The organism is Rahnella sp. 1L-D-7-B-C2 (genome assembly GCF_057290995.1).
In genome coordinates, this window is record NZ_JBXAVQ010000015.1 from 46,943 (window position 1) to 69,956 (window position 23,014).

The 23,014-nt window shown below is 48.2% G+C and carries 23 protein-coding genes; 10 read left to right on the forward strand and 13 right to left on the reverse strand.

The annotated features are described in order from the left end of the window. Positions 1 to 264: 264 nt before the first annotated feature. From AC0Z7K_RS19300 to AC0Z7K_RS19310, 3 genes are all read right to left on the reverse strand, one after another. The gene (locus AC0Z7K_RS19300) at positions 265 to 813 is read right to left on the reverse strand and encodes a GNAT family N-acetyltransferase (RefSeq protein WP_134187327.1); all 549 of its coding nucleotides are present in this window, start codon (positions 811 to 813) and stop codon (positions 265 to 267) included. Between the two features lie 454 nt (positions 814 to 1,267). After that, positions 1,268 to 2,362: a hsdR gene (locus tag AC0Z7K_RS19305; protein ID WP_485615522.1), complete on the reverse strand. Its 1,095-nt coding sequence runs from the start codon at positions 2,360 to 2,362 to the stop codon at positions 1,268 to 1,270. Positions 2,363 to 2,697: 335 nt separating this feature from the next. Continuing rightward, positions 2,698 to 3,717, reverse strand: a complete 1,020-nt coding sequence (locus AC0Z7K_RS19310) for a glycosaminoglycan attachment site (RefSeq protein WP_485615523.1) — start codon at positions 3,715 to 3,717, stop codon at positions 2,698 to 2,700. An 868-nt stretch (positions 3,718 to 4,585) separates the two neighbouring features. Between AC0Z7K_RS19310 and AC0Z7K_RS19315 the strand changes: the two genes are divergently transcribed. The 4 genes from AC0Z7K_RS19315 to AC0Z7K_RS19330 all read left to right on the forward strand — a co-directional run bounded on the left by AC0Z7K_RS19315 (position 4,586) and on the right by AC0Z7K_RS19330 (position 7,059). Continuing rightward, complete coding sequence (locus AC0Z7K_RS19315) at positions 4,586 to 5,041, forward strand: DUF5680 domain-containing protein (protein ID WP_485615524.1); 456 nt, start codon at positions 4,586 to 4,588, stop codon at positions 5,039 to 5,041. A 303-nt stretch (positions 5,042 to 5,344) separates the two neighbouring features. Then, positions 5,345 to 5,902, forward strand: a complete 558-nt coding sequence (locus tag AC0Z7K_RS19320) for an OsmC family protein (RefSeq protein ID WP_485615525.1) — start codon at positions 5,345 to 5,347, stop codon at positions 5,900 to 5,902. 232 nt (positions 5,903 to 6,134) lie between these two features. Further along, positions 6,135 to 6,716, forward strand: coding sequence for a TetR/AcrR family transcriptional regulator (locus AC0Z7K_RS19325; protein ID WP_390976675.1), 582 nt, complete (start codon positions 6,135 to 6,137; stop codon positions 6,714 to 6,716). 4 nt (positions 6,717 to 6,720) lie between these two features. Further along, positions 6,721 to 7,059: a carboxymuconolactone decarboxylase family protein gene (locus tag AC0Z7K_RS19330; RefSeq protein ID WP_390976673.1), complete on the forward strand. Its 339-nt coding sequence runs from the start codon at positions 6,721 to 6,723 to the stop codon at positions 7,057 to 7,059. 21 nt (positions 7,060 to 7,080) lie between these two features. Here AC0Z7K_RS19330 and AC0Z7K_RS19335 read toward each other — a convergent pair whose 3' ends face one another. Beyond that, positions 7,081 to 7,410, reverse strand: a complete 330-nt coding sequence (locus tag AC0Z7K_RS19335; protein WP_390976695.1) for a thioredoxin family protein — start codon at positions 7,408 to 7,410, stop codon at positions 7,081 to 7,083. Positions 7,411 to 7,630: 220 nt separating this feature from the next. Here AC0Z7K_RS19335 and AC0Z7K_RS19340 point away from each other — a divergent pair, with 220 nt between their 5' ends. From AC0Z7K_RS19340 to AC0Z7K_RS19350, 3 genes are all read left to right on the forward strand, one after another. Then, on the forward strand, positions 7,631 to 8,737 hold the full coding sequence (locus AC0Z7K_RS19340; RefSeq protein WP_485615526.1) for an alkene reductase: 1,107 nt from the start codon (positions 7,631 to 7,633) through the stop codon (positions 8,735 to 8,737). A 66-nt stretch (positions 8,738 to 8,803) separates the two neighbouring features. Further along, positions 8,804 to 9,505 carry a DsbA family oxidoreductase gene (locus tag AC0Z7K_RS19345; protein WP_390976669.1) on the forward strand — a complete coding sequence of 234 codons (702 nt, stop codon included), beginning with the start codon at positions 8,804 to 8,806 and terminating at the stop codon, positions 9,503 to 9,505. A gap of 63 nt (positions 9,506 to 9,568) precedes the next feature. Next, the gene (locus AC0Z7K_RS19350; RefSeq protein WP_485615528.1) at positions 9,569 to 10,342 is read left to right on the forward strand and encodes an SDR family NAD(P)-dependent oxidoreductase; all 774 of its coding nucleotides are present in this window, start codon (positions 9,569 to 9,571) and stop codon (positions 10,340 to 10,342) included. Between the two features lie 637 nt (positions 10,343 to 10,979). On the opposite strand, the gene AC0Z7K_RS19355 is transcribed toward AC0Z7K_RS19350, so the two are convergent. The 7 genes from AC0Z7K_RS19355 to AC0Z7K_RS19385 all read right to left on the reverse strand — a co-directional run bounded on the left by AC0Z7K_RS19355 (position 10,980) and on the right by AC0Z7K_RS19385 (position 18,236). Continuing rightward, complete coding sequence (locus AC0Z7K_RS19355) at positions 10,980 to 11,807, reverse strand: universal stress protein (protein WP_390976666.1); 828 nt, start codon at positions 11,805 to 11,807, stop codon at positions 10,980 to 10,982. A gap of 18 nt (positions 11,808 to 11,825) precedes the next feature. After that, complete coding sequence (locus tag AC0Z7K_RS19360; protein WP_485615529.1) at positions 11,826 to 13,304, reverse strand: SulP family inorganic anion transporter; 1,479 nt, start codon at positions 13,302 to 13,304, stop codon at positions 11,826 to 11,828. A gap of 563 nt (positions 13,305 to 13,867) precedes the next feature. Continuing rightward, complete coding sequence (locus AC0Z7K_RS19365) at positions 13,868 to 14,377, reverse strand: GrpB family protein (RefSeq protein WP_122096187.1); 510 nt, start codon at positions 14,375 to 14,377, stop codon at positions 13,868 to 13,870. A gap of 237 nt (positions 14,378 to 14,614) precedes the next feature. Next, positions 14,615 to 15,175: a hypothetical protein gene (locus AC0Z7K_RS19370; protein ID WP_390976664.1), complete on the reverse strand. Its 561-nt coding sequence runs from the start codon at positions 15,173 to 15,175 to the stop codon at positions 14,615 to 14,617. A 524-nt stretch (positions 15,176 to 15,699) separates the two neighbouring features. Beyond that, entirely contained in the window at positions 15,700 to 15,894 is a 195-nt protein-coding gene (locus AC0Z7K_RS19375) for a hypothetical protein (protein ID WP_390976662.1), read from the reverse strand. Between the two features lie 112 nt (positions 15,895 to 16,006). Further along, a complete protein-coding gene (locus AC0Z7K_RS19380) occupies positions 16,007 to 17,230 on the reverse strand; it encodes a MalY/PatB family protein (protein ID WP_390976660.1) in 1,224 nt (407 codons plus the stop codon). 121 nt (positions 17,231 to 17,351) lie between these two features. Further along, on the reverse strand, positions 17,352 to 18,236 hold the full coding sequence (locus AC0Z7K_RS19385) for a DMT family transporter (RefSeq protein ID WP_390976658.1): 885 nt from the start codon (positions 18,234 to 18,236) through the stop codon (positions 17,352 to 17,354). A 245-nt stretch (positions 18,237 to 18,481) separates the two neighbouring features. Here AC0Z7K_RS19385 and AC0Z7K_RS19390 point away from each other — a divergent pair, with 245 nt between their 5' ends. Next, positions 18,482 to 19,234 (forward strand): alpha/beta hydrolase family protein, encoded by a 753-nt coding sequence (locus tag AC0Z7K_RS19390; RefSeq protein WP_390976656.1) that lies wholly within the window; start codon positions 18,482 to 18,484, stop codon positions 19,232 to 19,234. 453 nt (positions 19,235 to 19,687) lie between these two features. Here the strand turns inward: AC0Z7K_RS19390 and AC0Z7K_RS19395 are convergent, their stop codons facing one another. Together AC0Z7K_RS19395 and AC0Z7K_RS19400 are read right to left on the reverse strand one after the other, a co-directional pair. Then, positions 19,688 to 20,455 carry a TraX family protein gene (locus tag AC0Z7K_RS19395; protein ID WP_485615532.1) on the reverse strand — a complete coding sequence of 256 codons (768 nt, stop codon included), beginning with the start codon at positions 20,453 to 20,455 and terminating at the stop codon, positions 19,688 to 19,690. After that, positions 20,456 to 21,082 carry a recombinase family protein gene (locus AC0Z7K_RS19400; protein WP_485615533.1) on the reverse strand — a complete coding sequence of 209 codons (627 nt, stop codon included), beginning with the start codon at positions 21,080 to 21,082 and terminating at the stop codon, positions 20,456 to 20,458. It lies immediately after the preceding gene. A gap of 154 nt (positions 21,083 to 21,236) precedes the next feature. Between AC0Z7K_RS19400 and rfaH the strand changes: the two genes are divergently transcribed. Next, positions 21,237 to 21,734, forward strand: a complete 498-nt coding sequence (gene rfaH, locus AC0Z7K_RS19405; protein ID WP_439292208.1) for a transcription/translation regulatory transformer protein RfaH — start codon at positions 21,237 to 21,239, stop codon at positions 21,732 to 21,734. Between the two features lie 289 nt (positions 21,735 to 22,023). Continuing rightward, positions 22,024 to 22,581, forward strand: coding sequence for a hypothetical protein (locus tag AC0Z7K_RS19410; RefSeq protein WP_439292209.1), 558 nt, complete (start codon positions 22,024 to 22,026; stop codon positions 22,579 to 22,581). Positions 22,582 to 23,014: the final 433 nt, after the last annotated feature.

Here is a 23,014-nt window from a genome sequence, read left to right on the forward strand (position 1 = left end):
CAGGACGGGGGGCTGACTGGGGGATATTCGGGTCACAGACCGGCTGCGCCGGGCTTACGGCGACGTTTGGGTACAAGGCTATGCGGAACAACGTTTGTCGCCTTCATGCCGCTGTGCGGCATATATACGAACTCAAATTTCCGTTTTCCAAGCGGACCCTTGTTAGAGGGGTCCGCTTGGAAAACGGAAAATATCCTACGTTAAGGCCGTTTCTTAAGCAGACATGACAGGCAGCTCTAAGCGAGGAGCGGACATTGTATCCTGTTAGCTTGAGTGATGAGCATTCCACTCATCACGAGTAATCTCCCACAATTCTGAGTCCAGAAGACCGCTGACAAACTGTTTCTTTTCCGTTTTGATTAGTCGCATGCCGCTACTGGCTGAAATGTGCTGAGAACGTATATTTTCGGCCGCTTTTGGGGCTCGCAAAACAGGCTTGTTCAAAGTGTTAAACCAGTAATTTGTCACCGCGATACTTGCTTCCTTCATTAATCCCTGCCCCTGATACTCAGGTACTAACCAGAAACCACGATTATTATCTTCCGCTTCGTCCAGGCAGATAACGCCTATCAAATTGTCAGGGTTATCCCGGTGCCGTATGGTCCAAACCCAGGCATGGCCTTTTGCCATAGCGGGCAGCGCGACGTTATTCACGTAATGCGCTGCACCATTGTCAGGAAAGGGCCAGGGAACAGATGACACCATATAACGCACAATTTCCCAGCGCGGATAGAGCTTCTGAATCTGGAGTGCATCTTTGGAAACTAATGGTTTTAATAGCAAACGATCTGTTTTTAGCGTGGGTATCAGCATGCGCTCTTTTCCTTACTGATTAAAAGGTCCATTACTATTTTCTGTTAGTCCAATACTTAATGTAATTCATTTTGACGTGCTCCCTAATTTTTAATGCAACGCGATGTTAGTAATGTCCGCTATTGGCACACAGCGGACTATCATGGCTGTTTTTAGATGATGTACGAAAACGTTCGATTGCGTACACCATGCCAATAACATGTACGAAAGTAAGCAAAACTATTAACGGACAGTTAGATCGTTCCGTACATCCCTTACGGTCAGGGGTTTGCGCTCAATGGGACGAAATCCCCCGTTAAGCTCAAAACGCTTAACGTAGGATAATTTCCGTTTTCCAAGCGGCCCCCTTTAATCCATATAGAATTATTTTCAGATTTGCCTAGATTTGAACTCGAAATCTCGACATTTTCAGCCATTAGGTGTGACCTTCGCACCTGTCCTTTTAGTCTCAATATCAGTCATTAAGGTACTTGGTATTCCCGTCACAAAATCCGCAGCCATCCAGCCCACTCATTTCACCGACTGATGTAGAGCTTCCTCCACAATAGTCGCAAGTACTAAGTGAATCATGAAAAACAAGGCAGTTTGTGCACAGAAATCCACCTCCGAACTCACATACCGTCTCATAGCTCTCACAATCCGAACAACTTGCAGGTAGACCCGAATAACTAATATCCTCTGGCTTGCCAACCCACTCGTCTAGCAAACGGTATCGGGATGATGAGTAATTACAGTTACCGCAATTGAAATCCGTTTCACCGGTAGCGTTTAGATCCTGCCTTGCCTCGCAATCAGGGCATGTAACTTCGACATATGGGGCAGCACGGCAACCACAAACTAAGCAAGTTGCCTCGTGAAGAGTATTCCCGCTCTCCTCATTGATAAGCATATCAACGGCAGCTTTTTTGCTACAGGCAAGACAGGTTGAGATCGTGCATCCCTGTTTTCTAAGATCATCGAGTGTGGGCTGGAGATAACGAAATTTTGCATCAGCGTAGAACAATGAACTCCTGAGCATTCGTTCTTCATCTGAAGCCAGCTTTGAGTTCAGAGGTTCCCCAAAAAGGTAGAACCACTGATCACGCATAAAACGGTTAAGCGCAAACCAAGCATCAGCCTGTTCATCAAGGATTGTTTTCACTTGAGTTTCGGTGAGGTCGGAATGAAAAAAATGAACCACACGATTACGGTGATCTTTAACTTTTTTGAATACAGCGATGGTTTCTTTGGGTAGTGGGTTTTGAAGCACATCACCTAATCGCTGACAGGTTTCATCATATGTAACCGACTGGAAATCACCGTCAAGGTATTTTGCTCGCTCAATTTTCCTCCCGGAACACACCAGGCTCCAGTGTTCATGTACCAGCGGCACTTTCAGCATGATTTCTACCGCTGTCCAGAAACTGACAATCGAAAATTTTGCCTTGGAGGCCTCTAGTTCTTCGCGAGCCTTATCCAGAAACTCCAAACCGTTGTTGATAAGAGCACGAACGTCTTTAGATACAAATGATTCGTCATCGCGCTCAAAGCTGTATTTTTTATACTTCATCGCTATATAACCTATGTTTATTCATAAGGCACGCATTATAAGTATCCCGCTTAACCGGATCACTCACCTTTATATCGTCAAAACGGTGTTTCAAAAACAGGAGTGACCATAGATTCCATTTTCCAAGCGGCCCCTAAAACACACCCCCACGGTTGATCAGAACTTGCCCCGCCCTACACTACATATAGTATGGATACTAGCGAATAGGGACACAACATATAGCTTATACACAGAAACGGTGGATAAGTGCGGCAATTCGGTTGAATGGACGTTTTACCGAGTTGCGGCATCAACTACAGTTCACCAACAAGAAAGAAGCCTCTCGCTGGCACAAATTATTTTTTCTTATATTTGATGCCGAAAAGCTGTCTTACTAGTAAGAAGTCTTCCGGCGCTTTAAAATCCAAATATCCGTCATCTTTCACATTACCCTGAGCAATTCTTGCATGCCCAAGTGCATCTGGTGGTAATGGTTGGTCAGCGAATGGGTTATGAAGTACATATAAGCCATCTAAAAGATGTTCTTTATAATTACATTTTTGGGCTGTATGAATATTAGGAATAATAGATTCAGGGTTAGGAGTTAATGTTTGAAAAACAACAGGAGCAGAAGAATCCTCAGATAATGCTCTTAGTTTACCCCACGTTGCTAGGCTGCTATAAATAACGGCGCTTACATCTGAAAATTCAGGGGTACAGAATAACCCCATATCTATCTTGGTATTCTCATTTTTTAATGCTTGCTCAACATTATATGATATGATTTCATCTGAACCTGATGCCATTGTTACTTCTTCATCATGATAAATTCCATACATCGCCGCAAGAATTGGCCTGCTAGCCGAATAATGAGAAAACGGCCTGTCGAATGAAGCAATGGCAATAACAAATGGTTTACTCTTGCAATGTTCTAGCTTTGAATATCGTTCCCTAAGCTTTCTAACTTTACCCATGAAACTGTTAGTTATACGAATGGCTGACTGAGAGTTAAATTCATTTAAATCTCCGATTTTAGTTTCCCTACCAAACCCGTGGGCTGGTTGCCCGCCATGTGCGGGCAACGCAATAGTTGCTTCAATACAAAATTCATATTCACTGAATATTACAAAGTCAGGTGCGTCGAAAGAAAAATCGGAAACATGCCCTAATTCTTTCATGTAAGCATGTAAATATAACTCCCAAAGACACGGTTCGAAAGTAGTCTGAAATTCCGTGACGAATTTATTATCCCTATCTTGAAAACCTTTCGACCATTCTTTTAATACATCGCGTTCTGCCCAGTACTCATCTTCTTTAATTAATTTGTAGATTGGATGCTGCTTTTCGGGTCTTACCACATCAGTAAATAGATCCATCTTGATACCCCAAGTGAGATTGCCGAGCCAAGTGCTGGATACAACAAATTGATTGACGAATTTTACCAGTAAACGCGATACGAGGGGAAAAAAAACCTAGCTTGATGGACTAGGTTTTTTTTCATCATAGGGTTGGTTGCCCACACCCGCGAATTACCCTGCTTCATAGAAATATCTTACATGCTCGACATATCTTCAGCCACAAGGTTTTTTTATTCGATAGTATTCCCCGAAATAATTACTTGGATGCCTCAGCCCCGCTCATACCAGGAGAACCGTCGTGACCTCCATTACTTCCACCGCTTCCCCCCTGGCCACCCTGCCCTCCGGGACCAGCATCCCCCCCATTACCTCCGTTCCCCGTTCCATCGCCGCTTCCCCCGTTTCCTCCATCCCCATTAGAACCGGAGCCTGCATTCCCGCCATCTCCCCCGTCTCCATTGCTTGACCCGTTACCTCCATCCCCACCATCTCCATCGTCTGCGAAGGCATTAAAGCTCGCAGTGAAAGCCAAAACAGGAAGCAGAAATGAAGGTGTGTAGAAGATTAATACTCGTAGTGTTACGACAGCTATTACTAATAATGAGCTTACAAACGTGCGTTGAGGGAAAAGTCGCATTTACATTCTCGGGGTTCGAGGGCCACCCGTGCAGAAAACCACGTTAAGGAACTAACAGCCTGAAATGTCATAAGTTTTTAGACTGTATATATGGGCCAAAAAATCGGTTCCAAATATCATGTTTTGGTAATTTTGAGACTGGATCGTATCAAAATCGATTCCTGATACTGCTTAGCGTGGTTTTTTACATCACTGGACTTCAAACCCCTTTTATGACTCCTTAATTCATAGACAGGAAAAAATTTATTAATGAAGGATTTTTTAATTGAGGCAAACCGTTTTCTTTACAGCTCACCCGATACGTTAATCATAAAAAAGCTGCCTCAAAAAGATGTGAATCTCATTGAATACCGTCGTGATGAATATTCGTACAGGAATTATTTCACAGAGGGTAAAATCGTTTTTGGTCAGATAATTATCTCATTAAACGATAAGCCCATCTGGTGTATGCAATTCAACGGCGGGGCAACGCTCTCTGCGTTAGATGAAAGGACAATGCGAAATTTACGCTTTATTGCTCGCAAAAACCGGGGGCTTGCCGATGACACCTACCCTATCAGGGGACCAAGGGAAAGTATTTACGCTGATTTGCATTACTTTAATGACATATTTGGCTGCCTTGATAACTTTCAGGGTCAGGAGATCATCCAGCTCCAGGGGGAAACCTGTTTCAAAATGAAATTTTGTGGCGGTTCATTGTGCTAGACATACCCCTCGTTCAAAAATAATAGAGACAAAGAATAATAAAGACGAACAAGTAAAGCATTACATGGTTGATTTATTTTGATGTAACTCGCTGATTTTAATATTATTTGGTCTTATTATTCTATTCAGCTCCCTATGTCTTCTGCGGGGAGGTAATCACAGAACACTCAGTTTTTAAACAATCCATTTCCTGATTTTCACGCCATGCTGGACAAACGATGATTTAGCCGCTAACCTATCTACTAGTAGGTTGTTTGATTGTTATTTATTTCACTGTTTCCTCAGGAAACCTCAGGAGTCACCATGTCCCAAACAGTAAAACCTTCTGCCGCAGCTGATGCGATCCACAATACTCGTGAAGCAGTACGTGTCCAGCCGGGCCTGGGTAATCTGACTTTCCAAATGAAAGCCCGTTCTAATGGCGGTTTAACCGTGCGTACTGAGACCGGCGCAACGATTCAGGACGGCGTTATCGATAACAGCCGCGTAGGGAAATTCTCCAATATCGGTGATGAACCTGCAGGTTTACTGGGTACCGATACCGGCATGAGCCCGACGGAATATATTATGCAGGCACTGGCTGGCTGTTATACCGCAACGCTCACTATGATGGCGGCTGAAAAAGGGATAGAGCTTGACGGTATCGAACTGGATATGAATTTCGACATCAACCTTAACGGCTTCCTCGGTCTTGATAGCAACGTGCGTAAAGGTGCGAAATCCATTCGCGTGGATGTGCATCTGGAAAGTAAATCTGCCAGCCGCGAAGAATTAGAAGCACTGGTTAGCGAAATGAAAAAGAACTCACCGATCCACGACACGCTCGCTAATCCGGTCGATGTGATCACCCGCCTGGCCTGATGCCCGTTGCCGGTTAATCTTTTAAAAAGATAATGCTGCCTTATTTTAAGGCAGCCTGTCTTTTCATAAGGTGTAATGCGTGACAGTCATGAAAGTCATGCCGCCGAGCACGGAGACGCCCCCGCTCTTTCCGGAACCATAAATCTCTTTTACGCTCAGGCTGGGAATAGAACTTGCCTCACTAAAAGGGCAGGAATAAAATCTATCTACTAGTAGATTATATGAGGTTTTTATGACAACCATGACGCGGGAACGCCTTCTCAACGAGGCGGAAAACTTGATGCGGGCAAAAGGCTACTCGGCATTCAGCTATGCCGACCTGTCGAAAATTGTCGGTATTACAAAAGCCAGTATTCACCATCATTTTCCGACAAAGGATATTTTAGGTGAACAGGTCGTAGTACAGGCATTCTCCGACACGCAGAGACAGTTTGAGCAAATTGAAGCCACTGAGAAATTAGCAGAAAAGAGGATCGCGGCTTACGTCGGTCTTTTTTTACAAAGCTACAGGGCTTCCCTATTGCCGCTGTGCTGTGCGCTTTCTGCCGATACGGCCAATTTGCCACCAAATGTTACCGAACAGACGTCACGCTACTTCGATATGCAAATCGCCTGGCTCACGAAAATCGTTCAGGGCGGGGTCGACGCAGGCGAATTTTTCCCCCACACCGCCCCCTCAGACATGGCACTGATCATCATCAATCTGTGTGAAGGTGCCAGCGTTGTTGCCCGTGCAACGGCCAGACCCGAAGTATTCTGCAACAACATTAAGTACATAAATTTGCTCCTTAATCCTCTTTCTTCCGGAGAATAAAATCATGTTAGACTGGAATAATTACCGCACAGATTTAATGCAGCGCCTAGGTGAACTCGGTAAGCTGACCCCGGACACCATGAAAGGCGTGGTTGCTCTGGGAAATGCAGGCAATAAAACTGACCTTCTGGGTGCTAAAGTTCGCGAGCTTATCGCACTGGCATGTGCAGTCACCACACGCTGCGACGGCTGCATTGCCTTCCACGCAGACGCCGCTGTAAAAGCCGGCGCAACGGACGCGGAAATAGCTGAAGCACTTGGCGTGGCGATCAACCTCAACGCGGGTGCGGCTGTGATTTATTCAGCACGTACTCTCGATGCAGTGAGCCAGGCTCGCAGCTAAACATGAGTGTAATAAAGGGCATTACTGCCCTTTTTTTATTTCTGCAATCGCCTGAACGTATACCGCAGAAGGTTTCACGCCGGGGATGCGTTTTACCAATTGCCCCTCATGAAATATCAGCACCGACGGCAGTCCCCATATTTCGTATTTAGTCGTCAGAACAGGTGCCTGATCAACATTAACCTTCCCTATCTGGATATCATCCTCGAGTCGTTCTACAAACTTGCTGAACATTTCTTCACTCGCCCGACAGGGCGGACACCAGGGCGCAGAAAAACGCACCACGGATATCCCCTCGTACCCTTCTATATCCCGGAAATTGTCTTCGTTATAAGACGTTAACTTACGCATATCGATGACCTCATTAATTGGACGGGCGTTTAAACAGGTGCCTGTTGCGTTAAACAACGAAATATCTTGCTTCACTCATTGACCTACCTACTAGATGGTTGGTATAGTGACACCTATCCGATGTTTACGCAACTTCCATGCGATGACGTTCGCTCTGTGAATCTGCCTGACGTTGTCATTCCCCCCGGGGTAAACCCTTTTTGTCTTTGTGAGGTACACGATGAGTAAGCTGTTCACTCCCTACAATCTGTCTGGCATATCGTTAAAAAATCGCGTGGTCATGGCACCAATGACCCGTACCCGCACGATGAATGACGTGCCGGACGAGGTCGTGGCGTTGTATTACGCACAGCGCGCTTCTGCCGGTCTGCTCATCACGGAAGGTATGCCCGTTTCAGAAGAAGGACGCGGCTATCTCTATACGCCGGGAATTTACAACGACGCACATGTTCACGGCTGGCGTAAGGTCACGGAGGCCGTTCACGCTAAAGGTGGACGCATTTTCGCCCAACTGTGGCATGTTGGCAGGATGTCTCACGTCTCCTTGCAAGCGGGTCATATTGCACCGGTGTCAGCAGGCACGGTTCAGGCTGTCAACACGACCGTGTTTGCACTGACCGAATCCGGTGAGCCGGGCCCGGTAGTGCCAAGCCAGCCGCGCGCGCTGGAAACCCATGAAGTGAAACGTATCACCGCCGACTTTGTGCATTCCGCCCGTCTTGCGATGGAAGCCGGCTTCGACGGCGTGGAAATCATGGCGGCTAACGGATTCATCTTTGACCAGTTCCTCAGCAGCGAACTAAACACCCGTACTGATGAATACGGTGGTTCCGTCGAAAATCGTCAGCGCTTCCTGCTTGAAACTATTGACGCCGTTGCTGCTGCAGTTGGTAACAGCCACGTTGCCGTGCGCCTGTCTCCGTTCGGCCGTATTTATGACCTCGCGCCGTATGAAGGTGAAGAGCAAACCTGGGCAACCATCACAGACGCTCTCGGCCAGCGCGAACTGGCCTACGTGCACCTTTACTATCAGCCGGTGTACACCAAAGCACCGTTACCGGAAGGATTCCGCCGCCGTTTCCGCAACACCTTCAAAGGCACCATCATTGCTGCAGGGGGGTTCACCCGCGACATCGCCGATCAGGCGCTTGAGGCTGACGAGCTGGATTTAGTGGCGTTTGGTGTGCCTTACATTGCCAATCCAGATCTGGTCGAAAGAATGCAAAACGGCTGGCCACTGGCTGAAAGTGACCGTACCACCTACTACGGCGTCAGCGGTTCGCCGGAAAAAGGCTATACCGATTATCCGGTCTGGCAGGCTCAATAAATATGACGCGGGCACAGCTCTCCGTTCAGTGAGAGTGCGTGCCCCACGGTCTATGAGGAATTTATTATGCAAACCTTAAAACCTACCCTCACCATTGATATCTGGTCAGATTTAGTCTGCCCGTGGTGCTGGATCGCTAAAAAAAGATTTGAACAGGGTCTGAACAGTTTTGAATTTCGCGATCAGGTAGTGATCCGTCATCACAGCTATCGACTGGCCGGCGGAACCCCAACAATGCCTTTTAAGGATGCCATCGCGAAGAAGTTAGGCAGCCAGCATTCGGCAGAACTGATGATGAATCAGGTGGGTACCGCAGGTAAATCTGAAGGCCTCATCTACAACTTCGACAGCATGATGTTTGGTGACACCGAAGATGCACACGCTATCCTGACCGCGGCGCGCAAAGCCGGCATTGCAGATGCCGTCGAAGAACGTTTTTATCGTGGCAGTATCACGGAGGGTCGCTCTCTTTTCGATCGTCAGGAGCTGGTTGCACTGGCCGTTGAAGCGGGTATGGAAAAAAATGATGCGGAAGATGCACTTGAAAATGACGCCTTGAGGGCCTCTGTTGCTGAAGATGAAGCCCACGCACGCTCAATTGGCGTCAGTGGTGTTCCCGTCTTCGTGATGAATGAAAAATACGCTATAAGCGGCGCTCAGGGCGCAGACAACTTTTTGAATGCGTTGCGTCAGGTCTGGGATGAACAGCAAACCGAGCTTTTAGTGACAGCGGGTCAGACCTGCGGAACTGAAGGGTGCAGTATCTAAACGTTCCACCGCCGGCACTGATCGTGCCGGTCACTTCTCACCTGCAAAATTACGGAGTCTGAAATGAGTGAATTTTTCAAAGGTAAAAAGCTGCTCGTCGTCGGCGGAACCAGCGGCATGGGGCTGGCCGTCGCGCGCATGGTACTCGAAGCAGGCGGTAGCGTTGTTCTGACCGGGAATAAAAAAGAGAAAGCGGATACAGTTCAGAAAGAGCTGAGCACGCTGGGTTCGGTTGCCGTTATTGCAGCAAACTTGATGACCGAAGAAGGCATGGAAACTATCCGTCAGGAAATTAATGCTCACCATCGCGACATCAGCCTGATGGTGAATGCCGCCGGAATTTTCATGCCTAAAGGCTTCACCGAGCACAACTTTGCCGATTACGACATGTATCTTTCGCTGAACCGCGCTACGTTCTTCATCACTCAGGATGTCGTGAAGAACATGCTGGCCGCGAAGTTGGAAGGATCTATCGTCAACGTTGGGTCGATTGGGGCACAGGCAGCGCTGGGTGATTCACCGTCCTCTGCCTATTCCATGGCAAAAGCGGGTCTGCATGCCCTGACGCGTAATCTGGCGATCGAATTAGCCAGCGCCGGTATTCGAGTCAACGCTGTATCCCCGGGGATTGTGCATACGCCGATATATGAAGGGTTTATGGATAAAGCCGACATTGCTGATGCGATGAAGTCTCTGAACGACTTCCATCCGCTGGGCCGCGTCGGGACGGCTGAGGATGTTGCTAATACCATCCTGTTCCTGCTGTCTGATAAAACATCATGGGTCACCGGTGCTATCTGGGACGTCGATGCCGGCATCATGGCCGTCAGACGCTAATCACCGCACATTGGTATCAGCCGCTCCTCTCGGGCGGCATTTTCTTTTGCTGATATTAATGTCTTTTGCCGGTCTCACTAAGATACTCTCCGCCTTAACACCCATGTTTAATAGTTCTCCGCCCCCATCGACAGCGCCCTTTCAGGCCTTCCATCGCATATGGGAAGTGTTTTTTGTTTGAAAGGCTTACGTTTATTTCCTGACAAACAAAGATGCCGCAGCCATAAAAACTATCTGCAATCCTATAATTTTCAAATACCTTTATCTTAATTAACAAACGCACCCGTAAGGGAAAGCTATGTTTAACCATATTCTGGTCGGTTCCAATGATATTCATCGTCCACAAAGCTTTTATGACGCTGTCCTGGCGTGCTCGGGGTCGGTGAACCTGGGGTCTGCTTGGAAAACGGAAAATATACTGCGTTAAGGCCGTTTCTTAAGCAGAAATGACAGGCAGCTCTGAGCGATAAGCGGACATCAGGATCGCGCCAAAAATCAGATGGCTGCCGTGCTGAAACATAAAACGAAATAGATGACGCATACTTTCCCTGTGTACTGGATCTTATCCCGTAAAGCCGGCTGCGCCGCACTTCTTTCAGATGTCATAAGACGGGCCTGAAAGCCAGGCCCGTGCGCTTCAACGCAGCATCAGCAGAGCCTGCCGACTTTCTGACAGCATCTCCGCGGTGTGGCTGCCGATAAAGAAACGGCGCAGCGGTGAATGGCCATAAGCCCCCATCACCGTCAGGTCGATGCCATTCTCATCGGCATACCGGCATAAGGCGCCGGTGACAGATTTATCCTCCAGTAGCTGGGCTTCCGTGACGATACCAGCCTCCTGCAGGATCGCCTGCGCATCATGCAACGCCGACGCTTTGCCGTTAACCATGACCAGATGACAGGTCATGCCGTTCAGAAGCGGGCTGACGGTGAGGCGCATCAGGTTTTCCCGACTCGCCTCACTGCCGTCATACGCAAATATGACCCGTGACGGCGTCGAAAAGGTTTCCGGCACGACCAGCACCGGCCGCTTCTGCAGCCGGATGACACTTTCCAGGTGGCTGCCAACCGGATTCCAGGAGCCTCTGCGGCCCAGCACCATCAGGCGGATATCGCCAAGCTCTGCCAGGATCTCATCCAGCGCGCCGTGCTTTTGCATCAGCTGGGCCTCCGGCTGCCCGGCCTGCTTCAGCAGCGCCGCACAGTCAGTCAGCACTGCCTTTCCCTGTGCCATCATCAGTCGGCTACGCTCGCCCTCGATGCGGACCAGCTCTTCAGTCAGCTGCTCCCGGCTGTCGATGCCGATGATGCCGGTCAGGTCGGACACGGCGGGAGGGTCATTTTTTTCCAGCACATGCATCAGGGCAAGCGGCACGTCCAGCTTATCGGCCGCCCAGGCCGCATACTCACAAACCGCGCGGGTTGACGGCGAGCCGTCCACGCAGGCAATAACGGTATTATTCATGTTGAATTCTCCTGTGAATCAATGGCCGCCCATAAGCTTTTCAACTTCTTCGGGTTTGTCATGAACGCCAAAGCGGTCAACGATAGTGCGGGTCGCGTCGTTCATGCCCCTGATTTCCACCTCCGTACCTTCACGGCGGAACTTGATCACGATACGGTCCAGCGCGCTGACCGACGTAATGTCCCAGAAGTGGGCGTGCGTCACGTCGATCACTACGCGCTCCAGCGCCTCGCGGAAGTCGAAATGACTGGTAAACCGGTCAGACGAGGCAAAGAAAACCTGGCCGGTCACGGTGTAGGTACGGGTATCTCCCTTCAGCTCAGAGGAGACAGCCATGAAGCGGGCGACCTTGGTGGCGAAGTTCAGCGCTGCAATCAGCACGCCGGTCAGCACGCCAAATGCCAGATTATGCGTGGCCACCACCACCACCACGGTTGCGAGCATTACCACGCTGGTTGAGAGCGGATGGGAGCGCAGGTTGCTGATGGAGCGCCAGGAGAAGGTGCCGATGGAGACCATAATCATCACCGCAACCAGGGCCGCCATCGGTATCTGTGATACCCATTGGCGCAGGAATACAACCATTAATAGCAGCACAACGCCCGCCGTGAGCGTGGAAAGACGCCCGCGTCCGCCGGATTTCACGTTAATCACCGACTGACCAATCATCGCGCAGCCCGCCATGCCGCCGATGAACGAGGTGCAGATATTGGCAATACCCTGCGCCTTGCACTCGCGGTTCTTGTCGCTCGGCGTGTCGGTCATGTCGTCCACGATGGTCGCGGTCATCATCGACTCCAGCAGCCCCACCACGGCAAGCCCGGCGGAATACGGCAGAATAATCAGCAGCGTGTCTAGGTTAAACGGGATGTCCGGAATGAGGAATACCGGCAGGCTGTCCGGCAGCTTGCCCATGTCACCCACGGTGCGCACGTCGAGGTGCAGCCACATGGAAATCGCGGTCAGCACAATGATGCAGACCAGGGGGGAGGGAATGGTTTTATTCAGATACGGGAAGAGATAAATGATTCCAAGACCGGCAGCCGTGAGCGCATATACGTGCCAGGTGACGTTGGTGAGTTCCGGCAGCTGCGCCATAAATATGAGTATCGCCAGCGCATTCACGAAGCCGGTCACCACCGAACGGGACACGTAGCGCATCAGGCTGCCGAGCTTCAGATAACCGGCCGCGAGCTGGAACAGACCGGTAAGCACGGAGGCGGCGAGCAGATACTGCAGCCCGTGGTCTTTCACAAGCGTGACCATCAGCAGTGCCATCGCACCGGTGGAGGAGGAAATCATCGCCGGGCGGCCACCAAAGAAGGCCATGACGATAGGGATACAGAACGCGGAGTAGAGACCGACCTGCGGATCTACGCCAGCGATGATGGAAAAGGCGATCGCTTCCGGAATAAGCGCGAGCGCGACCACAATACCGGCAAGGACGTCACCACGGACGTTACCCAGCCAGTCCTTACGCGTCGAGGACAGCAACATAGTAGTTTCTCAGTTTTTGAATACAGTCAGCCCGTGAGGGCAAAATTTATGTACGAAAAAGCACATCCGCAGACGGGATGCTTATGAGTGCGCGACTGAGGTTACTCAGTGCGACAGAGAGGGGGGACGACTTATGGTGGCGTAATACGCATGATGGTTTTTTATAACTCCTTTACGGGGGGCTTATGCACCTTAAGGAACCAGGAAGACCGGCTGTAAAGGATTTCAGCACTGATCATGAATGCCTGCCGGGCAGATAAGAATCAGAACTTACCCCGGCAAAAGGCCTTTTTACTCTACACGAAACTTAAACGGGGTCAATGCGCGGAAGATAGCGGATGCCCGCAGAGTATGCTGTCATCGGTATAAATCAGCTCCATTTGGCTTCCTTTTGCCGGATATTTTCCCTAAGGCTGACAGAATGCATGCGGGCATTGAAGTTTAGCGCTGCTCAGACGTCCGCTTTTGGCACACAGCAGACAAACACGTGACGCTGAAGGTCTGCTGAGAGCGAAGAGCGGACATACCACCACATCATGCATTTGTGCCGAAAGTAACTTTTGCTATTTGTAGTCTCTAAGTGCCAGCCGGAGATGATGAGCGATAAAGTCGGCTTTAAGAGTACTATAGAGAGGAATATTATCCTCACTTGCCAGTGCTGCAGCATGCTTTATCTCAGCATACTCATCAGCTTCTTTCTTGTTTTTTCTCAAATAATCGCGGAACGCCAGATGTTTTACTATTTGAGGATTGCCTACACCAAAAGCATGAACGTGATGACTACGGTGCTCTTCTCCTTTAGTGAAATATCTTCGATTTGAAATTCCATTTTCACCACGAACGTAGTATCCGGCACGCTCCATTGCAAAGTTTAATTTATCCAGCTCATCCAGATCATATACCTCCAGCAATATATCTATGATTGGTTTTGCTGATAGCCCCGGTATAGACGTACTGCCAATATGATGAACCTGTGAAATTACCTTCCCCAGCGTGTTCTGTAATAAGCCCCTTTCAGCCTCATATCGGGTATGCCATTGCTCTTCATACTCCACAACAATGATCCTACGCATTTTTTACTCCGGTTAACTTCTTTGAGGTTTTACTAAACCATCATTTATGTTGATAGCATGATTTGATGTCCGCTTCTGGCACAGAGCGGCTGTTAAATCACGTTCGATCTTATGCCAAGGTTCCTCGGGTGAACGATGATATTCTTGCTGGATATACTCAAGTAAAATGCGAAAGGGAAGTCAAATCTGATGGAATTATGCACATAGAAAATGCATCTTTCAGGATGCTGGGAAAAATTACCGAACAAGCAGATTCAGCCAATCTGGGTCCTCAATTTTACGGGAATAGGGCAGTATCGTACGATTAATCAGCTCAAAGAATTCTGACTCCTCCATCCTTGCTGCTTCGCTTGTGCCTGGTCCCTCCCATTCATCAAAGAGATGCCAGTATAGCGATTTCAGGGTATCGACGACCGCAGCGAAAATCTTTACGTCAGGTTCAAGCCAATGACACACCAGAAAATACATTTTCTGTTCTGCATCATGGATGGACGCACACTGGGAAAGTTGACGCACAAACAGCTTAATCCAGACCAATGCTGCTGTTTTTAGCGGTGGCAGATCTATCCGCTGCTCTGCCATGTACCGTGAGATAAATAATTCAACCTCGGTCCGCTCAGGTTGGTTATCAAGCCCCAGTGAAGCGAGAATTAAAAGAGTCTCTGAATCATTTCCTTCGGTGATTTGGTCTTCAGCCCATGCAATGAACAGGCGGTCCAGATCATTGTGGAGAAAGTGATATTTCCGGGAAAAAACAAGCAACCCTAGTAGGTCATTGAGTGTGTATAGAGACGGCATCTGATAATCCCTTACCTGTATTTTTTTCATGAACTCTGACAGTGATAATTTCTGAGTACGTCATGAACTGAACGGTGAGTCTGTGTAACCGAATGAAACTCCAATTAACCTTCATTTTATCTTACCTATTGATATAAATTCTCTAAAGTGTAGTGGAATACCGATTTTGGCCACATAAGTAGAATCGTGAAATGTCCGCGCCTGGCACAAAGCGGACCGTCATACCAGCTTAAGTCACTGGCTTAGCATAGGATATTTTCCGTTTTCTAAGCGGCCCCCAACCTACACTGGATGTCAATGCAACTGGGCATGTCCGGCTTTTCTAACACGACGATGGCAACATGTTCTGCACCACTCAGCCAATCAATGATGAGCCTGCATTCATTGCCAATGGAGGAACGACCGCTTTCAAATGCAGCTCTCAGGAGCAGGCATTAACTTTCCACAGGGTTGCACTCGCTCACGGAGGCACCACTATCGAAGACGCTCCTATCGTGCGGGTAAGCCCAATTAGATCGGTCTTTTTAGCGTATGTACGCGATCCTGACGGCAATAAGCTCTGTGCCATCCACCGTTAAGCCACCGTAAAAATCGTGAGCCGTGGCCAGTTTTGTTGAAGGGTCAACGAAGCCTTGCTCGAGGATTGGCGTTTTGTTTTTTGGTGAGGCGACGTGGAAATCAACGGTGATACTCAGGCGGTCAGTGTTGTCTCCAGCCAAGGAGTCATTCGTTATTGACGCCTGAGATTCGCTAATTTTTATGCTCTCGGTACAAGGTGTAATGCCGGTTCAGGTTGAATACTGACAGTCCAAAAACGGCCTGTGAGAAAGGCTACACCCTATGGGGAACCGGCGTTCGCAACACCTGTGAGATTCGTTGCAGCCCACCAGCCAGCATAGCCCGCGGGCACGCCAGATTTAACCGAATATATCCGTCCCCGTTGTCGACAAACAGCAAGCCGCCCTCAAGAAGCACCCCTGACTCGCGGGCAAAATATAGTGATAAATCCTCACCGGCGCTGTCGGGCAGATAGTAACTCATGTCTACCCAGGCCAGGTAAGTTCCTTCGGGGATCGAAAAGTTGGTTTCGGGTAAATTGCGTTTGAGATAGTCGTGCAGGTATTGGAAATTCCCGTCAACGTATTCCCTCAGCTGGATAAGCCAGTCATCACATTCACTCCACGCCGCTTTGTTTGCCGCCAGGCTCAGCGGGGAGATGAACTCGTCGTGCCTGAGACGCCAGGCGTTTCTGACAACGGCATCGGGAATAACAATATTTGCCAACAAATTCCCCGCCAGATTAAATGTTTTACTCGAGGACATGCAGGTAATGATGCGTCGGGAATCAGGGAAAAGAGAGGCGGCCGGTGTATGGACGATACCACTTCGGGACAGATCGCAGTGAATTTCATCTGATATCACCCAAATGTCGTTGGCCAGGCAAATTTCAATAATCCGCTGGAGTTCATCAGGCCGCCAGACCCGCCCGGTCGGGTTATGAGGATTACACAGGAAAAGGATTTTTACGCCTAAATCGGCCTGACCGGCTTTGCGTGTAAAGTCTTCCCAATCAGGTTCCCAGCCATCGGCTGACTTTTTTAACGCCGAGTACAACACGCGCCGTTGACTGTATTCACCCGCTTTTTTAAAAGGGCCATACGAAGGCGTCATGATAAGGATACTGTCATTCTGGTCGGTCAGAAGAGGGACGAGACGGTTGAGCGCGGGAATAATGCCTGGAGACAGCACAATGTCTTCCGTTTTGAAACGATAGCCATATTGTCGCTCACACCATCTTCCAAAAATATCATAGTAATCAGCGTTATAAATTTTAGTGTAGCCAAGTATTTTTTTATCCAGACGGTCCCTGATAGCCTGAAGAACCGGCTCTGGTGTGGCAAAGGCCATGTCAGCAACCCACAGGTTGATTAATCCTTCTGCCGGATACCGCATCGCAAATTCGGACTGTCCCGCAAACAAGTATTCCCGCCAGCCGTCCACGGTCAGACTGTCTGTTTTCTCTCTGCTCACGTATTCATCAAAATCATATTTCATTTCATGAACCTGCCTTAGGTGAAGTATGAAACGTTGACCTCAGTATTCCTTCCGGTCTGATAGCGAATCGGCATAAGAGGCACGCTTGTTGAACATAAGCGTGCCATTCCAACCGCATGAATTAATTGTCGTGTTTATGCTTGTTCACCTTAGCCATCGGGCGACGGGTGTTTGCCTTTTCCCGCGTCACCATTACGATGCCAGCCAGCACGGCCAGAGCAGAAAATACCGTTCTGACCGTCAGGGATTCACCCAGAAATATGACTCCCCCTAACATGGCCAAACAGGGAACACTGAGCTGAAGGGTACTGGCGGTGATAGATCCAAGAGAGGGTAAAAGGGTGTACCAAAGCACATAGGCACCTGCTGAGGCGACGGCGCCGGACAGTAATGACAAACCAATGCCCGTGGCATCGTAATGACCATGCTTCATAAACAGCATTGAAAGAACGAGAGCCATGGGCGCGGCGAAAACAAAATTTGCCGCTGTTGATGCCCCGGCGGCTTGACCCGCCTTCCCCTTGATCGAATAGGCTGCCCAGGCTAATCCGGCGACGAGCATCAGAAGCGCACTATAAAGCGGCGGTGCTTTGGCACCGGGTAACAGGAGGGCAGCAATTCCCGCCAGGGCGAGAACAAGACCGCATGCCCGCATCACGGAGAGTGATTCCCCTTTAAATAATCCATGGGTCACCATCGCAAACTGCACGGCACCAAAAAGCAGCAGCGCACCGGCCCCGGTATCGAGGTGGATGTAAGCGACAGAGAACAGCACCGCGTACACCATCAGATAAAACCCGCTCAGTGGCCGCCAAAGCGATAAAGTCGTCCTTGTATGATAAAACAGGAAAGGTATCAGGACGCATGCACCACTGGCCAGCCTGAGGCTACTGAATGAAAAGGGATCTATGTGACCTCCTTTAAGTGCCAGGCGACAGAGAATGGAGTTTGCCGCAAAGGCCAGCATCGCAAGGGATATTTTAAGAATGAGCGTGCATTTGGCCATTCAGTGAGTCCTCATAAAATTCTTGTAAACTACCATCTAGTTGGTAGCATAGTGTAAATGATACTCCAATAGAAAGCACAATATTCAGCATTCATGCCGGATGGTGATGACGGACAATTATCATAAATCTCCATTTCACGTCCTAAGGGCACGGATGAAAACGCGATATTCAACATGCGATGCGGGAGATTGCTTTCTACTACGTTGAAAATACATGACACCAATTTAAGGCACCGGAATACCCCATGAAAAAACTCAAATTCACGTTCAAAAATGCGGCAGGTGAGGAACTGGCGGGATTGCTTGAACTTCCTGAAAATCCTAGAGCTTTTGCGCTGTTAGCCCATTGTTTTACTTGCGGTAAAGACCTCAAGGGCGCGGCTCGCATTGCACGAAAACTGACAGAGAACGGGATCGCCGTTCTTCGATTTGATTTCACCGGTCTGGGAAACAGCGAAGGTGATTTTTCAAACACCAACTTCTCATCCAATATTTCGGACCTGCTTTGTGCGGTAGATTATCTTCGACGACAGTATGAGGCGCCCTCTTTACTCATCGGCCATAGCCTGGGCGGATCGGCTATCCTTTCCATCGCAGGCGAAGTCCCTGAAGCAAAGGCCGTTGTCACCATCGGCTCACCCGGCGAGCTGAAGCACGTACAGCGCCTGTTCAAGGACAGTATTGAAGACATTAATCATCATGGAGCCTATCCGGTTGAGTTGGCCGGACGGGTATTTACGCTGAAGAAACAGATGCTGGAGAATATTCAGGAACACAAAATCGCCCATAAGGTGTTCACTATGAACAAACCGCTGCTGATTTTCCATGCGCCTGAAGACGACACAGTGTTAATTGAACAAGCCGAAAAGATATTCAAGGCAGCAAAACATCCTAAGAGTTTCATTTCATTAGGTAAGGCGGATCATCTGCTGACGCATGCTCAGGATGCTGAATACGTTGCTGATGTCATTTTATCGTGGAGTGAGTGTTATCTTTAAATACGGATGCTACTTGATAAACGCAAATAGATTAGGAAGAACACTGTCTCAGTCACCTGTAATGCATATATTTCGCGCATTTAATACAGCAACAGATACGGTATGAATAAGTGTCTTAATCAGAGCATATTTCGCAGATAGTAAGTGTCTCTCAGACAATCATATGGAGAAAATAATTTCCCAGTAGAGCCCTCGAAAGTCGCGTGTCCACTATTGATGGGTAAGATCAAACTGACCCAGACCTTCACTGTGGAACACCGGCTCCCGCCTAACCAACTACCGGCGCACTTGAACCTCGACAACGGCTCTCTGCAGTTCTTAGTGCTCAAAACCCTAGAGCCTTACTGGGGTCTGGATGCAGAGAACTACTGAACGCAGTTGAGCGGCCCTAATTTTCGGCATGCCCAGCAATGCTGCCACGGCGGATAACATCAGCTTCCGTTTAGGCCTTTTTTAAATAATGCCAGCTCTGATTAAAACTGAAACTATGCCGAAGACTAGAAGATGTCCGCAGTACAGCCAATAGAAAGTTTGTCGAGGTAAAAAGCGTTTCTCTATCTTATTAGTGTTATCCGTTAAAGCTAGCATAAATAACGGTAAAAACAGCGTGGGAATAATTGCGAAAATGACCACTTTTAGCAGCGATGCAACCATTAAAGATGCAGCATTTAAACTGATCAGTGATAAAAGCCAAACAAGTAATAACGTCGTTCCTGGCGTAACGCTGGCTAACATCAGAACGGAGAACAATACAAATGTAATGCCCGCTAAGCCATAACTGGCAATTGAGAGTGGCCATGCAAAGATTGCGATAAGCAGAATGCTTTTCATCCAGCAATAATTTGTCCGGGGATAGACCCAGGCGACCAGTTGGCTGCACACGGCAAAGACAAACAAAATGTTCAATGCAAACCAGGGCTGATGGCCATGAAAAGCAAAGGCAAAAAAAGGCTGGGTAATAGTAGCCCACTTCCATTGCCGATTCGCTAGTTCCTGAGCACGCGTGGGTTGTTTTACCATATTGAAAGCAAAGATAAGCGCAAAAAGCGGCATGGCCATACGGCCGGCGGCGTAAAGTATAGGGCTCGAGGGCGACAACAGAATATCATTTGCATGGTCGACCAGCATGGCAACCAGAGCCACACATTTCAGCACATCCATGTTGAAGGGTGACATTCTGTCAAAATAACCTGATACCGCCCTCAACTGCCCGATCAGCATCTATTCACCCTCTTCACGTTTTTTCTTACATACTCGGTTTACAGTACTTAATGAAGCACCACTCATTCGAGAAACATCTGCCAGGCTTTTTCCACTTTCTCGTAATGTTAGAATTAGCATATGCAAAGACTGGTTGGCCCTTCTCCCATGAAACTTGCCCTCAGCTTTTGCTTTTTCAATACCCTCTTTTTGTCGCCGGCGCCTGTCTTCGTAGTCCTTTCTTGCAATTGCGGCCAACATATCCAACATCATGCCATTGATGGCCCTGAGCATTGCTCCGGTGAAGTCGCTCCCGCCCTTCCCACTCAAAGCCATATGGCTTGTCGGTAAGTCTAAACTCACTACTGCCAGCTGCTTCTCATTGATGATGGCTTTCAACGTTCCCCAGTCTTCCTCGGATAAGCGTGAAAGCCTATCAACCTGCTCAATGAGGATCACATCCCCTTTATCTGCCTCGTCTAACAGCCTTATTAACTCAGGACGCTGGAGTGACGCACCGGACTCATTCTCTATGTACCAGGCTGCAACACGATATCCGTTATCTTCCGCAAAGGATTTCATCCGCTTTTGCGCCCGTTTGGCATCCTGGCTTTTTGTTGAAGCCCGGAGATAGCCGAAAATATACATATATACCCCTTAGTGTGTCATTAAGGTTATATCACAATAATCGGTGTCATTTATGTAGTGTCTTTAATCAAATTTAGCTATGATTAGTATCATGTCATTTGGGTATACATTTAAAAGTGTAATTATATACAGCACTTAATTCAGCGGGGTTATTATGAGCGCAGCATGGTATTTGCTTTATTGTAAAAGTGGTCAGTCCAGTAGAGCACAGGCACATTTAACAAATCAGAGTGTGCATTGTTTCAATCCGGTGATTGAGGGTCAACTCCTGGTAAAGGGGAAAATCAAACACGGCGTCGAGCAACTCTTCCCAAATTACATGTTCGTGAAATTTGACCCTGAGATCATCCATACGACCACTCTCGCAGCAACTAGAGGCGTTAGTCACTTTGTTCGCTTTGGTAATAAGTTGGCGAATCTTACCGATAGCTTTATGGCCGAGTTAATGGAACGCATTCCTGGGCATCAAAGCAGTGAGGGTTTTGGGATTCAAAACGGCGACAAAGTGTTGCTGACTGAAGGAAATTTTGAAGGGCTGGAAGCCATATTCCAGGAAGTAGATGGAGAATCTCGTTCTATGCTGCTTTTGAAATTGGTGAACCAAAGCGTTCTTCAATCTGTACCAAATAAGCATTTTTCAAAAATTAACTAAAATATCTTCTGATTTAATAAATAAGAAGGTCATCTGCATTATAGTTTGCTGAGAGTTCTGAGCATTTGATTTTCCTCCAAACGGCACGATGTCGCGAACCTAGAGAATGTTTGCACTGGAAGCGTCAGACCCTATATCCAAACTTCATGATTTAATTGTGACGTTAACAGCCAGGAGTTGAGAAAGGCGTAGCGTGAGATATGGCGGCGAACCACACACGCAGCACAAGGGGGAGGCGCGTTTTATTGCGAAATGATGATAAGATGCAAAAAAAAAACCGGGCGAAAAAGTGGCAAAGTATCAGATTGATTCTGTCCAGAATTGGGCACCATTTGAACATGCGGGCATAACTTACTCTCTCAACCATCTAGATGCTCATGATATTACGTACAAAGGAGAAAAGGCTGACTATAAATTTGTTGTCACTTATGGCCTGCATTGCTTTGCCAAAGATCTAACGAACTGGAATATTCCCGTCGTCTATCGGGATGGTCGTGAAGCTAAGAATGTTTGTATGGAGCGCTATGAAGCGTCAAAGCATATTCGCCAGATCCTCCATCAATTGCCCGCCATGAGCATTTATCAAACAACGGCAGAAAAGTATTTTACTCTTCACATGATGAACAGCGCTACCCAGCAGGTTGAACCATATAAGATTTGCATCGCGTTCTTCAAAGAAAAACGTCTTTTACGCATGCATATCCTTTCGGCTTTCTTCGCACGGACAGGGCCAGGTTCGGAAGGCGAAGCAATTCCAAATAAATCAGTAAGTTTGTTTAAAGTCGCAAAAGATACAGCTGAGAAACCAAGGAATGGGGCAATACCAAAAGAAGTAAGGAATCGTTAGGTGGCGGCCCCCTTTCGGGGGCCTCAGCTGCCAGAACATGCCTGACAGGGCAGAACACTGTTGCCTCGGACTGGCCGAACCGGTTACCCGGCAGTGGGAAGCGATCCATTTCTGAATCTCTGTAACCTTCCATAGAAATATTATCAGCCTAATATTGGCACATGTCAACAGGTGGCAACCGCTTGCGGCTCTAGCGTCCAGCGAAATTAGTGACCTTTTTGTCACTTACTGAGAGATTAAATTGCTTCTACGCTGTCTTGATTTAATGTTCACAGTGCCGCATATTTGGTTGATTAGTGAGCTAGGCGTACAATGAACTCGGGTCTCTCAGACAGCTCACCCTCACCAAAGAAAGAAAAGATTTTCTTCATGTTCAAAATTTTTTGTTATCAGAAAGCTGTCTTGCCTTAAACGTTTTCCCTACGGCATCGAC

Coding starts and splice junctions, on each gene's coding strand:
- AC0Z7K_RS19355 (WP_390976666.1), bottom strand. CDS start 11,807: ATGAATAATACCGTTATTGCCTGCGTGGACGGCTCGCCGTCAACCCGC.
- AC0Z7K_RS19310 (WP_485615523.1), bottom strand. CDS start 3,717: ATGGATCTATTTACTGATGTGGTAAGACCCGAAAAGCAGCATCCAATC.
- AC0Z7K_RS19365 (WP_122096187.1), bottom strand. CDS start 14,377: ATGCGTAGGATCATTGTTGTGGAGTATGAAGAGCAATGGCATACCCGA.
- AC0Z7K_RS19300 (WP_134187327.1), bottom strand. CDS start 813: ATGCTGATACCCACGCTAAAAACAGATCGTTTGCTATTAAAACCATTA.
- rfaH (WP_439292208.1), top strand. CDS start 21,237: ATGAGCGCAGCATGGTATTTGCTTTATTGTAAAAGTGGTCAGTCCAGT.
- AC0Z7K_RS19360 (WP_485615529.1), bottom strand. CDS start 13,304: ATGTTGCTGTCCTCGACGCGTAAGGACTGGCTGGGTAACGTCCGTGGT.
- AC0Z7K_RS19380 (WP_390976660.1), bottom strand. CDS start 17,230: ATGAAATATGATTTTGATGAATACGTGAGCAGAGAGAAAACAGACAGT.
- AC0Z7K_RS19340 (WP_485615526.1), top strand. CDS start 7,631: ATGAGTAAGCTGTTCACTCCCTACAATCTGTCTGGCATATCGTTAAAA.
- AC0Z7K_RS19345 (WP_390976669.1), top strand. CDS start 8,804: ATGCAAACCTTAAAACCTACCCTCACCATTGATATCTGGTCAGATTTA.
- AC0Z7K_RS19315 (WP_485615524.1), top strand. CDS start 4,586: ATGAAGGATTTTTTAATTGAGGCAAACCGTTTTCTTTACAGCTCACCC.
- AC0Z7K_RS19390 (WP_390976656.1), top strand. CDS start 18,482: ATGAAAAAACTCAAATTCACGTTCAAAAATGCGGCAGGTGAGGAACTG.
- AC0Z7K_RS19325 (WP_390976675.1), top strand. CDS start 6,135: ATGACAACCATGACGCGGGAACGCCTTCTCAACGAGGCGGAAAACTTG.
- AC0Z7K_RS19320 (WP_485615525.1), top strand. CDS start 5,345: ATGTCCCAAACAGTAAAACCTTCTGCCGCAGCTGATGCGATCCACAAT.
- AC0Z7K_RS19400 (WP_485615533.1), bottom strand. CDS start 21,082: ATGTATATTTTCGGCTATCTCCGGGCTTCAACAAAAAGCCAGGATGCC.
- AC0Z7K_RS19395 (WP_485615532.1), bottom strand. CDS start 20,455: ATGCTGATCGGGCAGTTGAGGGCGGTATCAGGTTATTTTGACAGAATG.
- AC0Z7K_RS19330 (WP_390976673.1), top strand. CDS start 6,721: ATGTTAGACTGGAATAATTACCGCACAGATTTAATGCAGCGCCTAGGT.
- AC0Z7K_RS19385 (WP_390976658.1), bottom strand. CDS start 18,236: ATGGCCAAATGCACGCTCATTCTTAAAATATCCCTTGCGATGCTGGCC.
- AC0Z7K_RS19350 (WP_485615528.1), top strand. CDS start 9,569: ATGAGTGAATTTTTCAAAGGTAAAAAGCTGCTCGTCGTCGGCGGAACC.
- AC0Z7K_RS19305 (WP_485615522.1), bottom strand. CDS start 2,362: ATGAAGTATAAAAAATACAGCTTTGAGCGCGATGACGAATCATTTGTA.
- AC0Z7K_RS19335 (WP_390976695.1), bottom strand. CDS start 7,410: ATGCGTAAGTTAACGTCTTATAACGAAGACAATTTCCGGGATATAGAA.
- AC0Z7K_RS19370 (WP_390976664.1), bottom strand. CDS start 15,175: ATGCCGTCTCTATACACACTCAATGACCTACTAGGGTTGCTTGTTTTT.